This is a genomic window from Eubacterium sp. AF17-7 (assembly GCF_003461285.1).
GTDB classification, from domain to species: domain Bacteria; phylum Bacillota; class Clostridia; order Lachnospirales; family Lachnospiraceae; genus Eubacterium_U; species Eubacterium_U album.
The window spans coordinates 32,369-46,806 of sequence record NZ_QTWU01000020.1; the positions used below are offsets into that span (position 1 = coordinate 32,369).

A 14,438-nucleotide genomic window follows, 5' to 3' on the forward strand; every position below is an offset into this window, starting at 1 on the left:
AATTAGTGTATGTATACATAAATAGGAAATTGAAAGGAGCATAATATGGAAATATTATTTTTAAATCCGGTATTCAAAGAAGCTATATGGGGTGGCAAATTATTAAAAGAATTTGGTTACGAACAGGCGACAGATAAGACGGGTGAGTGTTGGGGAATTAGCGCACACAAGTCAGGTGATTGTACTATTTCAAATGGTGAGTTTGAAGGAAAAACTTTATCATGGGTTTATGAAAATCACAGAGAATTATTTGGAAACATTCAGGATAACATATTTCCATTATTAGTAAAAATAATAGGTGCAGAAGACGATTTAAGCATTCAGGTTCATCCAAATGATGAATATGCAGCGGTTCATGAAAATGGCTCACTTGGAAAAACAGAGTGCTGGTATATTTTAGACTGTAAAGAAGATGCAAATATCGTTATCGGACATCATGCAAAAGACAAAAAAGAACTTGCAGACATGATTCACGAGGGCAGATGGAATGAATTAATTAGAACAATACCTATTAAGAAAGGGGATTTCTTCCAGATTAATCCAGGTTGTCTTCATGCTATTAAAGGTGGAACACTTTTAATTGAAACACAGCAAAGCAGTGATATTACTTACAGAGTTTACGATTATGACAGATTAAGTAATGGAAAGCCTAGAGAATTACACGTACAGCAGAGTATTGACTGTATTGAGGCACCACATCATGATTATGATGGGAAAATTACAGTTGAAAATGAAGGAGATTTGACAAAGACAACTCTTGTTAAATGTGATTTCTATACTCTTGAAAAGTGGGATGTTGCAGGTAAATATAAATTTACGATGGACAAACCGTTTATGAATGTCAGCGTTATTAACGGTGAAGGTGAAATAAACGGAAGCAAAATTACAAAAGGTGACCATTTTATTATTCCTTCAGGAATAGGCGAATGCAAAATATCAGGAGACTTAACAGTAATGGCTTCATATTTGTAATGTTGCCATGTAGGAGAGGGTAATTATGTTATCAGAAAGAGGAATGCAAATAGTTGAAAAACTAGTTGAAAACAATGCAAAGCCGGTAACATCAAAAGTTTTAGCATTAGGTCTAGGTGTGTCTGAGAGAAGTGTAAAAACTTATATAAAAGAAGTTTCAGATTTTTGTGATGAAAATGGAATGAAACTTGAACGAAAACCGGGAATAGGATTTGTTGCAAATTTCACAGACGAACAGATAGCTCAGATTGAAGATATGAAAAAGGACAAGAGAACAGTCTTGTCGAAGAATCAGAGAATGAGCTATATAATGTTTATTCTTTTAAGCGGATGGGATACTTATACATTAGCACTTTTTTCAGATGAGCTAAACGTAAGCAAAAAAGTTATAAGTGATGATATTGACTGTGTTGCGGAACGTTTACAGAAACATAACATAACTGTAAACAGAGTAGCAGGGCATGGTGTATTTGTTACGGGAGATGAATTTTCAATAAGAAAAGCATTAAAAAAATATTGCGTATTTCCTATTGGAAATCATAAAATTACAAAACCAATTGATTACAGGTTGTCAGTACTTGATGAAAGTATTTGTGTAAATAATTTTGGACGAGACAATTTTGAAAGAGCGATACAAACTGTAGAGGCAATAGAAAAAGAATATAATATTGTTTATACGGATTACTCATTTAAAGCGTGTGTGAAATATTTATGCATTCAGCTTTTAAGAGTAAGAATGGGACATCTGCTAAAGGAAAATATAGCTGAATGTGAAGAATATATTAATGAAGAAATCACAAATAAAGCTGTTGAAGAATTAGAGAAAATAGGCAAAATCGAATTAAATGATGTTGAAAAGCATTATGTGGATATTATATTTGCTTCTGCAGCAATGCAAAGAGCAGAAGTAGAATTTGAGCAGTTTCATAATGAAGGTTTTTATGATTTAAGCGATAAAGTATGCGATGAAATGCTTGAATATATGTCTGAAATTTTAAATATTGATTTTATGGAAAATGATTTGCTTGTTAATAGCCTGAAGGCATTTCTTCCAGCTTCATTCATTAGAACAAAATATGGAATAGAGATAGCAAATCCATTTTTATATGATGTAAAAGAAATGTATTCAGGAATATTTGCAACAACATTTACATTATCTAAATTTTATGAAAAATATTGTCACGCATCACCAACGGAGCATGAAATGTCATTCTTAGCTTTGTATTTTGGTGGAGCAATGCATAGAAATCAAAAAAATGTAAAGGCTATCTTAATAGGAACAAGTGGCGTGGCAGCTGCAAGCATTGTTGCCGGTAAAATAGAAGATAAAATAGAAGAAGTAAAAATTGTTTCGATTTTATCATCAGAAAAGATAGCAGAAATTGATGAATACGAATTTGACATTGTTTTGTCAATGCTTCCGGGATTTGAATATGAAGATAAGGTTGTAAATATATCACCTCTTGTAAGTAATAATGATATAAAGAAAATCAAGGATGCCTGCTTTGAATATATGACAAATTCAATTGCAGACAATTATGAATTATATTCAGTAATAGATAGAAAATATATAAGTGTTGTAAGTAAAAAAATGACAAAGGCAGAAATTTTGAAAGCTGCAAGCGACAAGTTGGTAGAAGATGGATATGTTACTGAGGACTTTTATTCAGATGTAATGCAGAGAGAAGAAATCAGTTCTACTGCCATTGGAAACAAAACAGCAATCCCGCATGGAAAATCTAAAAATGTATTAAAACCAATAGTATATATTATTAAGGTTAATTATGAGATTGACTGGGGAGAGGATAATGTAGATATTATTTTCCTTTTGGCACTTAATTTTGACAATATTAATACAACAAAAATGTTCTTTGCAGATTTGTCAAGATTTTTGAACTCTGAAAGTAAAATTCAGAGAATCAGAAAAAGCAATAATGAAATGGAAATTGAGAAGAGCATTATGTCAGATTTGCACTGGAGTTAGGGCAAAAAATGACTAGAGAATCATAAAAAGTAAAATTGTTGTAATGCCTATAAATAAAGGGCTACAAGAAAAACGTTTCACATAAGAGATACAGAAAAATTGCACTAGGAATAGTGCAATTTTCTGTTTTGTGGGGCGTTGAAAACAAGAAACGAAATTAGTAAAATTAATGTTGTAAGAAAGGTAATAATTTTATTTAAGGAGGTACAAGAAGTTGGCTAAAGACTTAATGAGCAAAGAGATTGTAATGTTCGACGTAGACGCGAAAGACAGAGACGAAGTAATTAATTTAATCGCTGATGCAATGGACAAGGACGGAAGACTTATTGACAAGGAAGGATATGTTGCAGACGTAATGAAAAGAGAAGCAGGTTCAAGTACAGCAGTTGGATTTTCTGTTGCAACACCTCATTCTAAATCAGTACATGTAAAAGAACCTTCATTGGCATTTGTAAGACTTAGTCATCCAATGAAATGGGACGACTCAGAAGAAGTTGAGTTAGTGTTCCAGATTGGTGTTCCGTCTCCGGGACAGGGAGACAGACATCTTGAAATTCTTGCAGGCTTATTTAGAAAAGTAATGCATGACGATTTCAGAGAAAAATTATTTAGTGCAAAAACTGCAGATGAAGTAATTGAATTAATCGGTGCAGTTTAAGAGAAAACATAATAAGAAAGGACAATATTATGAAAGATTTAGTTGATATTTTGAAAAACACGAGACAGCATCTTATGAATGGTGTTTCACACATGATTCCGGTTGTAGTTTCCGGTGGTATTTTATTTGCTATTGCAGCAATGTTATCTATGAATTCAGTACAGACAAGTGCTTCAGTTTCATCAGCAGGTTTAGCTGGTTTCTTAAGCAACGTTGGTGGTGTTGGTTTAGGACTTATGGTTCCTGTACTTTCAGCTTATATTGCAGCATCTATTGCAGATAGACCTGGTATTGCACCTGGTATTATTGGTGGACAGTTAGCAGTAAATGTTGGAGCAGGATTTATCGGTGGTATTATTACAGGTTTAGTTGCAGGTATTGCAGCACATTACTTAAAGAAAATTCCACTTCCAAAATCAATCCAGTCATTAAAGGCAATCTTTATTGTTCCATTACTTGCAACATTGATTACAGGATTTGTTATTGTAGTATTAGTAGGAAACCCTTGTGCAGCACTTCTTAAGTTCTTAGAAGGATGGTTAGGAGATATGACAGGTAGTGCAGCTATCTTAGTAGGTGCAATTACAGGTGCAATGATTGCATTTGACCTTGGTGGACCACTTAATAAGGTTGCTTATTCAACAGGTGCAGCTTTAGTAGGTACAACAGTAGCAGCTGGAGATAATTGTTCATTTATGGGACCTATCGGTCTTGCAATTTGTATTCCTCCAATTGGAGCAGGTGTTGCATCATTAGTATTAAAGAAGAAATTCTCACAGGCAGAAAGAGATGCAGGTATTGGTGCAATCGCAATGGGATGTTGTGGTATTACAGAAGGTGCTATTTCTTACACAACAGCTGACCCGGTTAGAATGATTCCTATTAATATGGTTTCATGTGCAATCGCAGGTGCAATCGCAGGTGCTCTTGGAGTATATGACAATGCAGCTTGGGGCGGACTTGTAGTTCTTCCAGTAACATCAATAGCAACATATTTTTTATGTACAGTAATTGGTGTAGCGATTTATGTAGCACTTTGTGCAATATTCAAGAAAGATTATGTAGAAAAAGAAGAAGTTGTCGAAGATATCGATATTTCATTCGAATAATATAATAATTAATTAGTGAATGATAAGAAGCCACAAAGATAATTGGTTGTGGCTTCTATAAAATAAAATCTAAGAAAGTGAGTGAGTGATATGAAATTTTTAGCAGTTACAGCATGCCCTTCAGGGGTTGCACATACTTATATGGCAGCAGAAGCTATTCAGCAGGCTTGTGAAAAAGCAGGTGTTGAATGTAAAGTTGAAACACAGGGCTCAATTGGGATTGAAAATGAAATAACAGCAGCTGATATTGCAACAGCAGACGCAGTTATTCTTACAACAGATATGCCAATTAAGAACGTAGAACGTTTTGACAATCTTAAAAAGGTTAAAATCGGTGTTGGCCCGGCTATTAAGCAGGCAGACGCAATTGTAGAAAAAATGATATCAATGCTTAAATAAATTCCCGAAAAAGAACGGATTATTTAGTCAAAATAAAACCTTATAAATTATTACCATAGGGGATTGAAGATTTGAAGGGTACACAGTAAGCGTAGAATCAAAATGGGCAGACATGCAAAATGCCTGCCCGTTTTAAACTGAAAATAGTAGTAGTATTAGTATTTGTGAAAGAAAAATATAAAATTTAAATAGAACAATGTGGATTTGGAAATAATACAAAAGATTGTATTGATGTATATATTAAGATTTATTTAGAAATTAAGGAGGAAAAAGAAATGGTAAGTAGAACAGTTAAAATTGAAAACGCAGAAGGATTACACATGAGACCGGCAGGAGTTGTAGCAAAGGAAATGGGCAAATTTGTATGTGACGTGACAATCGTATTTGGAGATAAGAGAATTAATGCTAAGAGTTTAATTAACATTATTTCAGCATGTATTAAATGTGGTTCAGAAGTTACATTTGAATGTGATGGAGAAGACGAAGCAGCAGCTATGGCTAAGATTGAAGAATTAGAATCACAGAACTTTGGTGAATAAGATTAGATTGTGAGGAATGCTTATGTATAAAGGTATTGCAGGTTCTGAAGGAATCGGAATCGGAAAAGTAGTGTTAATTGAAGAACATGATTTAACAGTTGAAAAGAAAAGCGTTACAGATACAGATGCAGAATTAAAAAGATTACAGGATGCTATTGAAAAATTTGTTGCAATAACAAATGAAATGGCAGACAAGATGGCAAAGACTGTTGGAGAACAGGATGCTGATATTTTAAGAGGTCATATTATTATGCTTCAGGATCCAATGATTGAAGAACAGATTTCAGCATTGATGATAAGCGAGAAGATTTCAGCAGAAATGGCATTAGAACAGGTACTTGACCAGACAGCAGAAATGTTTGCAGCAGTTCCTGATGAATTAATTCAGCAGAGAGCAACAGATTTAATGGATATTAAGTCACGTATGCTTAAGATTTTGATGGGTATTGAAGAAGTTGATATTTCACAGGTACCTGAAAATACTGTATTAGTTGCAAGAGATTTAACACCATCTATGACAGCAGGAATTAATCCGGCTAACATTGCAGGAATTTTAACAGAAGTAGGTGGAAGAACATCTCACTCAGCAATTCTTGCAAGAGCAATGGAAATACCTGCGGTATTAAGTATTGAAGGAATTTGTGGAATTGTTAAAAATGGAGATACAGTAGTTCTTGATGGAAGCAAGGGAGAAGCAATTGTTAATCCTGATGAAGCAACAGTTAAAGAATTTGAAAAGAAATTTGCTGATTATGCAGCAGAAAAAGAATTGTTAAAAGCATACAAGGGTAAACCATCTCAAACAAAAGACGGCGTTAAGGTTGAATTAGTTTCAAATATTGGTAAGCCTGAAGATGCAGATAAAGTTGTTGAATGCGACGGCGAAGGAATTGGTCTTTTCAGAACAGAATTTTTATTTATGGATAGAGATAGTGTTCCAACAGAAGAAGAACAGTTTGAAGCATACAAGAAAGTTGCTGAGACAATGAAAGGAAAACCTGTAATTATTAGAACGCTTGATATAGGTGGAGATAAGGCAATCCCTTACTTAGGATTAGAAACAGAAGAAAATCCGTTCTTAGGATTTAGAGCAATTCGTTTCTGCTTAAAGAGAAGAGATATCTACGAAGTACAGTTGAGAGCACTTCTTAGAGCAAGTGCATTTGGAGATATCAAGATAATGGTTCCACTTGTAACAGGAGTAGATGAACTTCGTGCAGTTAAGGTAATTCTTGAAGATATTAAGCGTCAGTTAGATAAAGATGGAATTGCTTACAATAAAGATGTTAAAGTCGGTGTAATGATGGAAACACCTGCAGCATGTATGATGGCAGATGCACTTGCTAAGGAAGCAGATTTCTTTAGTATTGGAACTAATGATTTGACAGGTTATACAATGGCTGTTGACAGAGGAAATGCGAAAGTTGCATATCTTTATTCAACATATAATCCGGCAGTTCTTCGTGCAATCAAGAGAATTATTGAATGTGGTAAAGCAGAAGGAATTATGGTTGGAATGTGCGGTGAAGCAGCAGCTGATTCAAAACTTATACCATTATTACTTGCATTTGGCTTAGATGAATTCAGTGTAAGTGCTACAAGCGTATTGAAGACAAGAAAGACAATCTCAGATTGCAACATAGATGAATGTAAAGCATTAGCTGAAAAAGTAATGAAATGTGTAACAGAAGAAGAAGTATTAGAATTATTAAAATAAAATTTTAATAAAAGGCTATGAATAAATAGCCGGAATTAATTATAAAAACTCTCGTTTGATTATTCATTCGAGAGTTTTTTATAACAGAGAATAAAAGATAAATTGGTAGTGTATACAATTAAATGCCGGTTATAACCATAAATTTAATTGTAGAAAATAATAAATTTATATAGTATTATGTGGTTGTATGTGTCGCAAAAGATGCATACCGGATTTGGAGACGAGTGTATGTCTCTAATTAAAATGGACAAATCAATCAAGAGGAGAAAGAAATGAGTATTAAATTAATTGCATTTGATGTTGATGGAACTTTTGTAGGAGATGATCATTTAACGATTAATGAAAAAAATATCGAAGCTATGAAAATGGCACATGAACAGGGAATAAAAGTTGTTATGTCGACAGGTAGAACACAATCAATTTCACAAAAAGAAATAGATGATGTCGGATGCGTTGATTATATGGTATTGTCAAATGGTGCTATTGTAGTTGATAAAGCAACAAATGAAGTTATAAAGTCTAGCTATATTAGTAAAGAAGCAGGTAAGAAAATATTAAAAATATTGGTTGAACATAATGCAGTATTTCAAATCTATGCAGGACAGGAAGCTTATGTTAATAAATATTCATATGACAATTTCCTCAATACTGAAGGATTACCGGAAGTATTTTTGGTTGAATATAGAAAAAGAATGAAATTAACAAAAGATTTACAGGAAGTAGTTGATAATGTTCCAATTGAAAAGTTTAATGTAGATTATGTTGATACAAAGGTAGTTCAGGAAATAATGGATGCCTTAAGTAAAATACCTAATCTTGTATATACTGCAGGATTTGTAGGGAACATTGAAATAACAGGGATGGGTGCCGACAAAGGAAACGGACTTGCATGGCTTTCTGACAAATTAGGAATAAAAGCAGAGGAAGTAATGGCGTTTGGAGATTCAGGAAATGATGTGACAATGCTTAAATGGGCAGGAGAGTCATATGCACTTGTAAACGGAAATGAAAAAGCAAAATCAGCTGCAAAGCATATAACAAAATCGGACAATAATGCAGGTGGAGTTGGAGAGATAATTTTTGAAAACTTGACAAAAAATGTAAAATAATCAACAATATTGTATATTAAAAGAAAAATGATTTAGGGTCATATGACAGGAGGTACATATGTTAGCATCCGAAAGACATGAAAAGATTGTTGAAATTTTAAATAGAGAAGGCTCAGTGTTAGTAAAAGACTTAAGTAAAAAGTTTGATGTAACACAGGATAGTATAAGAAAAGATTTGACAATATTAGAGCGAAAAGGACTTCTCAAAAAGACTTATGGTGGTGCTGTTAAGGTAAGAACCAACATTCATGATTTATATGTTTCGCAACGTATTGGAAAATTTACAAAAGAAAAAAATAGAATTGCCGAAAAAGCATTAAGTTTGATTGAAGAAGGAGATGTAATATTTCTTGATATATCTACAGCCAATATTGAATTAGTTAAGTTAATAGTTCAGGCCAATCTTAAGATAACAATAGTTACAAATATGATTGATGTAATGCTTACATTCACATCTCCGGTTGATACTAAACTTGTATTTTTGGGAGGAACATTAAGCAGAGGTAGAGATGGTTTTGTTGGAACACTGACAAATAATCAAATTAAGGAATTCAGATTTGATAAAGCGTTTATGGGTTCAGCAGGAGTAGATTTGGAAAAAGATTGTGTTTATACATATGCTGTTGATGATGCAATGACAAAAAAAGCAATCATGGAAGCAAGTAACAAAAGTTATGTGATGCTTGAGAACAGAAAATTTTCCATAGATGGAAATTACAGATATTCAACAGTTGGTGAATTTGAAGGATTCATTTTAGACAGCAAACCTGAAAAAGAAATAAAAGAAAATATAGAGAGATATGGAATACAGTGGTTTGCATAAACAAAAAATTGAAACAGATAAAATCTATAATTGATAAAAATTTTTAGACGTATTAATAAAAATATGTTTTAGTTAAAATTTAGTATCATAATGGATTTTATCTGTTTTTTTATATTAAAAAATATGTAAAAACGTTTCATAATAAAATCGCAGTTTGTACAGAAGAAATTTCATCATCGATAGTGCAAATTAGGGATTAAAAAACAATAACAAACAATAAAAAGTAATAACAAACAATAATAAATACATTGACATACGAGAAGGGTTATTATAGAATAAAATTACAGTGAATAACGAATAATCCTGGAAGAAATACAGAATATAACAAACAATAATAACTGGGAAAAAATAATAAATGAAAAACATATATTTGAAAGGAGTAATTATGAGCGAATTGGTTATGAAAGAAAGAATTTCAGTTTTAAAAGATAAGATGCTTTCTGAAAAGAGATATGCGTCAATTGAGCAGGCTAAGATAATTACTGACACATATAAGCAGCATGAGGATGAACCAAGAATCATGCAGAGAGCTTATTCTTTAAAGAATTGTTTAGAGAAAATCAATATTAGTGTTGAACCTGAAGAAATGATTGTAGGTAACAGAACAGCAGGAGTTCGTTATGGAGTAGTTTTCCCGGAAAGCGGAAGTACATGGGTAAACAAGGAATTTGAAACATTACCTACACGACCACAGGACAAATTTAATGTACATGAAGAAGACATCTCATATTTTAGAGAAGTTATTTATCCATACTGGCAGGGAAAATCACTCGAAGATGTTTTAAGAGAAAGATATGGAAAAGAAATAGAAGAAATTGCTAAGATTGTAAAAATAAATCAAAAAGACCATGCACAGGGACATATCAATCCTGACTGCAAGGGATGGCTTGAAAAAGGACCTGCTGGATTAAAGGCAGAAGCTGATGAACATTACAATAAAGAAACAGATGAAGAAAAGAAATTATTTTACAAGAGCGTAAGCACAGTTATGGAAGGTGTTATTAATTTCATAATGAGATATCATGATTTATGCCTTGAGAAAGCAAACGAATATCCTGAATATGCTGACAACATGAAAAAGGTTGCAGAAAACTGTAAGAATATTGCAGAAAGACCGGCACAGGATTTCCATGAAGCAAATCAGGCAATCTGGTTCTTATTTGTAATTCTTCAGATGGAATCAAATGCATCATCATTTTCACCGGGAAGAATGGACACATTTATGTATCCATATTTTAAGAAAGATATCGACGACGGTGTTATGACAGAACAGGATGCATTAGAAATAACAGAATGCTTATGGTTAAAATTTAATGAAATAGTATATATGAGAAATTCAAACAGTGCTAAGTTCTTCGCAGGTTTCCCAATTGGATTTAATATTGCAGTTGGTGGACAGGATGAGAATGGAGAACCATTTGAAAATGAACTTTCATATATTTACTTAAAAGCGCAGGAACACATTGGTCTTCCACAGCCAAATCTTTCAGTAAGATTGTGTGAAAAGACTAGTGATAAATTATTAAAGGCAGCAATCAAAGTTGTATCACTTGGAAGTGGTATGCCACAGTTCTTTAATGACAAAGCAGTTGTTCCGGCAATGATTGAAGATTTAAAGGTTGAACCTAAAGATGCAAGAAATTACGCAATCGTAGGTTGTGTTGAACTTACAACACAGGGAGATAACCTTGGATGGTCAGATGCAGCAATGTTTAACTTAAATAAAGTTCTTGAAGTAACATTAACAGGTGGAGTTGATTTACTCACAGGAAAACAGATTGCACCTGATAGAGGAAAACTTACAGAATATGAAACATTTGAAGATTTGGAAAATGCATTCAAGGCACATGTAGATTACTATATGGACAAGATGATTCTTGCATGCGAACAGGTTGAAAAAGCTCATGTGGACTTACTTCCAACACCTTTCCTTTCAGCAGTAATTAACGATTGTATGGATAAAGGAATGGATGTAACAAGAGGAGGAGCTCATTATAACCTTTCAGGAATTCAGATGATTCAGGTTGCTAACTTAGCTGACAGTTTGGCAGCGGTAAAACAGTTAGTATTTGATGAAAAGAAAGTATCAAAAGAAAGATTACTTAAAGCACTTGAAACGAACTTTGAAGAAGATGAAATTTTAAGAACAATGTTACTTAACAAAGTTCCTAAATACGGAAATGATGTTGAGTGGGTAGATGAATTAGGTGCTAAATGGGCAGGATACTTTAGAGAAAGATTAAAAAATTACAAAAACTACCGTGGTGGTTTATATCACACAGGTATGTATACAGTTTCAGCTCATGTACCAATGGGAGAAAATGTAGGCGCATCACCTGATGGAAGATATGCAGGAACACCGTTAGCAGATGGAGGAATGTCACCGGTATACGGACGTGATACAAACGGACCTACAGCAGTATTGAAATCAGTTTCAAGATTAGATAAGAGCTGGACAACAAATGGCGGACTATTAAATATGAAATTCCTTCCTGAATTCTTTAAGACAGAGAATGGAATAGACAAATTTGCAAAAATGCTTCGTACATTTGTTGATTTGGAAATACCACATATTCAGTTTAATGTAGTTAGAAAAGAAGATTTACAGGCAGCTCAGAAAAATCCTGAAGCATACAGAGGATTAACAGTTCGTGTAGCAGGTTATACAGCATATTTTGTAGAATTGGCTGACGAACTTCAGAATGAAATAATTGCAAGAACAAGTTACAATGATATTTAAAATAGATGTTTAAAAATAAACAATAAAAAGGTAAAATATAAATATCAGGAAAACGTAAAGCAGACAGGTTAGACCGCCTGTTAGAATATAATTTGATATCCTAAAAATTCATCATGTATTCTTAGGACAAATGAAAAAAGGTGGAATCTATGAAAGGATATGTATTTGATTTTAAAAGATTCTCGACACACGATGGAAAAGGAATTCGAACAACCATATTTTTAAAAGGATGTACTTTAAAATGCGTATGGTGTCAGAATCCTGAGGGAATTTCAATAAAGCAGAGACCTTTGTATTTCCCTAATAAATGTATTCATTGCAACACATGTGTACACACAGCAAAGAATGGTGGTGTATACGAACATGACGGAAATATTAAATTGGATATTTCTAAAGATGAAAATTGGGAAGAAATCATAGATGCATGCCCGGCAGTTGCATTAACAATGGACTCGAGAGAGATGACAGTTGAAGAGGTAATTGAGGAAGCAAGTAAAGATGAACCTTTTTTCAAATACGGAGGTGGAGTTACGCTGTCAGGCGGAGAACCATTATTCCAACATGAATTTGCAATAGGAATACTTAAAGGGTTAAAGGAAAAGAAAATTGCAACATCAATTGAGACAGCGTTAAATGTAAAGTCGGAAGTTGTAAGAGAAGCAATAAAGTATTTAGACCATGTATTTGCAGATTGCAAAATTATTGACGAAGAACAACATAAAAAATATACAGGAGTAAGCAATGAATTAATTAAGAAAAATCTTGAAATTCTGCTTACCTCTGATTTAAGAGATGAAGTAGTTATCAGAACTCCATTAATTCCGGGAATTACCACTAATGAAGAAAATATTGCCCAAATTGCAAAGTTTATTAGTGGTATTTATCCGGATGTGCATTATGAATTGCTGAATTATAATCCATTAGCGGAAGCAAAATATGACATGGTAGACATGAAGTTTTGCTATGAAGATAATCCACCAATGTATAAAGACAGCGAAATGAGAGCATTTGGAAAGATAGCGACTGATAATGGAATCAAAAATCTGATTCTGGAGATTTAAATAAAACTAAGGCAACTATGATATTTGCGAAAGCAAATACCCTAAATTATACAATCCAATATTCTAGGAGGAAATTAAGATGAAATTTATTATTGACGATGCAGACATTGAAAAAGTAAGAGAGATTTGGGATTTATATCCATGTGATGGTGTAACAACAAACCCATCAATTTTAGCTAAGAGTGGAAGAAATCCATACGAAGTATTAACTGAACTTAGAGAAATCGTTGGAAAAGACGGTGAACTTCATGTTCAGGTTGTTTCTAAGGATGCTGAAGGCATGGTTAAGGAAGCAGCTGTAATAAGAGAAAGACTTGGAGAAAATACATTTGTTAAGATTCCTACAACTCCACAGGGACTTAAGGCAATGAAGATATTAAGCGCTCAGGGTGTAAATATTACAGCAACAGCAATTTACACACCAATGCAGGGATTTTTAGCTGCAAAGGCAGGAGCAAAATACGCTGCACCTTATGTAAACAGAATTGATAACATGGGATATGATGGAATTAAGACAGCTATGGATATCCATGATATTTTTGAAAACAATGGTTTAAACACAGAAGTATTAGCAGCAAGCTTTAAGAATTCACAGCAGGTTCTTGAACTTACAAAATACGGAATCGGTGCTGCAACAGTTGGAACAGCAGTTATTGAAGGATTAATTAAGAATGCAGCAATTACATCAGCAATTGACGCATTCGTAGATGACTTTGCCGGATTAGTTGGCGAAGGAAAAACAATGATGGATTGCTAGAATTTCATAATAATATACATCACTATTAGGAGGCATATATGCGAAAGCATATGTGCCTCCGCTTTTTTATTTGGATTTATTAAAATCATGCGGATGGGGATGCTATATTAGGCTTTTTTAGAATAAATGGCAGTATGTTATATTAGGCTATTTATAGTTATGCGAATGGGTATATTATATTTAGTTATTTAGAATTATGCGAATACGGATATTTTAGAAATATGAATTATAATCCGTAATATAGAAATTACAAGAAAAAAAGCTCTAAATATTATAAAAATTTTCATTAAAATGTGTTCGGTTTTGTGTTCTAATATCGTTTATAATATAGGGGAGAAATTTTACTAGTGAAAAAACAAATAAATATAATTGTTTTTTCAAAGTAATGATAGATTGGTGTTGGTTAATAATGGTAAAATAAATTGATGCGTAATAAAATAGAAAAGATGTTGACACATACTTTATAAAACAATATAATGATTATATAACTAGTGTATATACAATAAAGATACTTTGCGGCTAGTTTTATATGGGGGATTAGACATATCTAACACAATTCTTAACAAAAAT

General features: G+C 33.1%; 12 protein-coding genes. All 12 read left to right on the top strand.

All coding sequences use genetic code 11. The features are described 5' to 3' along the window. Positions 1-45: 45 nt before the first annotated feature. Positions 46-972, top strand: coding sequence for a mannose-6-phosphate isomerase, class I (gene manA, locus DWW96_RS12915; protein WP_022089156.1), 927 nt, complete (start codon positions 46-48; stop codon positions 970-972). Between the two features lie 25 nt (positions 973-997). Beyond that, the gene (locus DWW96_RS12920; protein WP_117910697.1) at positions 998-2,956 is read left to right on the top strand and encodes a BglG family transcription antiterminator; all 1,959 of its coding nucleotides are present in this window, start codon (positions 998-1,000) and stop codon (positions 2,954-2,956) included. 214 nt (positions 2,957-3,170) lie between these two features. Then, positions 3,171-3,614, top strand: a complete 444-nt coding sequence (locus tag DWW96_RS12925; RefSeq protein WP_243003082.1) for a PTS sugar transporter subunit IIA — start codon at positions 3,171-3,173, stop codon at positions 3,612-3,614. A 29-nt stretch (positions 3,615-3,643) separates the two neighbouring features. Beyond that, positions 3,644-4,723: a fructose-specific PTS transporter subunit EIIC gene (locus tag DWW96_RS12930; protein WP_117910698.1), complete on the top strand. Its 1,080-nt coding sequence runs from the start codon at positions 3,644-3,646 to the stop codon at positions 4,721-4,723. A 90-nt stretch (positions 4,724-4,813) separates the two neighbouring features. Then, a complete protein-coding gene (locus DWW96_RS12935; protein ID WP_117910699.1) occupies positions 4,814-5,122 on the top strand; it encodes a PTS fructose-like transporter subunit IIB in 309 nt (102 codons plus the stop codon). A gap of 275 nt (positions 5,123-5,397) precedes the next feature. After that, the gene (locus tag DWW96_RS12940; protein WP_117910700.1) at positions 5,398-5,661 is read left to right on the top strand and encodes an HPr family phosphocarrier protein; all 264 of its coding nucleotides are present in this window, start codon (positions 5,398-5,400) and stop codon (positions 5,659-5,661) included. Between the two features lie 22 nt (positions 5,662-5,683). Further along, complete coding sequence (gene ptsP / locus DWW96_RS12945) at positions 5,684-7,378, top strand: phosphoenolpyruvate--protein phosphotransferase (protein ID WP_117910701.1); 1,695 nt, start codon at positions 5,684-5,686, stop codon at positions 7,376-7,378. Positions 7,379-7,650: 272 nt separating this feature from the next. Continuing rightward, positions 7,651-8,487 carry a Cof-type HAD-IIB family hydrolase gene (locus DWW96_RS12950; protein ID WP_117910702.1) on the top strand — a complete coding sequence of 279 codons (837 nt, stop codon included), beginning with the start codon at positions 7,651-7,653 and terminating at the stop codon, positions 8,485-8,487. A gap of 58 nt (positions 8,488-8,545) precedes the next feature. After that, positions 8,546-9,310, top strand: a complete 765-nt coding sequence (locus DWW96_RS12955; protein WP_117910703.1) for a DeoR/GlpR family DNA-binding transcription regulator — start codon at positions 8,546-8,548, stop codon at positions 9,308-9,310. Positions 9,311-9,695: 385 nt separating this feature from the next. Beyond that, complete coding sequence (locus DWW96_RS12960; protein ID WP_117910704.1) at positions 9,696-12,050, top strand: formate C-acetyltransferase/glycerol dehydratase family glycyl radical enzyme; 2,355 nt, start codon at positions 9,696-9,698, stop codon at positions 12,048-12,050. A 149-nt stretch (positions 12,051-12,199) separates the two neighbouring features. Beyond that, entirely contained in the window at positions 12,200-13,111 is a 912-nt protein-coding gene (locus tag DWW96_RS12965; RefSeq protein WP_117910705.1) for a glycyl-radical enzyme activating protein, read from the top strand. A gap of 79 nt (positions 13,112-13,190) precedes the next feature. Further along, positions 13,191-13,868, top strand: a complete 678-nt coding sequence (locus tag DWW96_RS12970) for a transaldolase family protein (RefSeq protein ID WP_022089167.1) — start codon at positions 13,191-13,193, stop codon at positions 13,866-13,868. The last annotated feature ends 570 nt before the right edge of the window (positions 13,869-14,438 follow it).

Excerpts from the sequence above, each read along its gene's own strand:
- manA (WP_022089156.1), top strand. The coding sequence starts at position 46 with ATGGAAATATTATTTTTAAATCCGGTATTCAAAGAAGCTATATGGGGT.
- DWW96_RS12920 (WP_117910697.1), top strand. The coding sequence starts at position 998 with ATGTTATCAGAAAGAGGAATGCAAATAGTTGAAAAACTAGTTGAAAAC.
- DWW96_RS12930 (WP_117910698.1), top strand. The coding sequence starts at position 3,644 with ATGAAAGATTTAGTTGATATTTTGAAAAACACGAGACAGCATCTTATG.
- DWW96_RS12935 (WP_117910699.1), top strand. The coding sequence starts at position 4,814 with ATGAAATTTTTAGCAGTTACAGCATGCCCTTCAGGGGTTGCACATACT.
- DWW96_RS12940 (WP_117910700.1), top strand. The coding sequence starts at position 5,398 with ATGGTAAGTAGAACAGTTAAAATTGAAAACGCAGAAGGATTACACATG.
- ptsP (WP_117910701.1), top strand. The coding sequence starts at position 5,684 with ATGTATAAAGGTATTGCAGGTTCTGAAGGAATCGGAATCGGAAAAGTA.
- DWW96_RS12950 (WP_117910702.1), top strand. The coding sequence starts at position 7,651 with ATGAGTATTAAATTAATTGCATTTGATGTTGATGGAACTTTTGTAGGA.
- DWW96_RS12955 (WP_117910703.1), top strand. The coding sequence starts at position 8,546 with ATGTTAGCATCCGAAAGACATGAAAAGATTGTTGAAATTTTAAATAGA.
- DWW96_RS12960 (WP_117910704.1), top strand. The coding sequence starts at position 9,696 with ATGAGCGAATTGGTTATGAAAGAAAGAATTTCAGTTTTAAAAGATAAG.
- DWW96_RS12965 (WP_117910705.1), top strand. The coding sequence starts at position 12,200 with ATGAAAGGATATGTATTTGATTTTAAAAGATTCTCGACACACGATGGA.
- DWW96_RS12970 (WP_022089167.1), top strand. The coding sequence starts at position 13,191 with ATGAAATTTATTATTGACGATGCAGACATTGAAAAAGTAAGAGAGATT.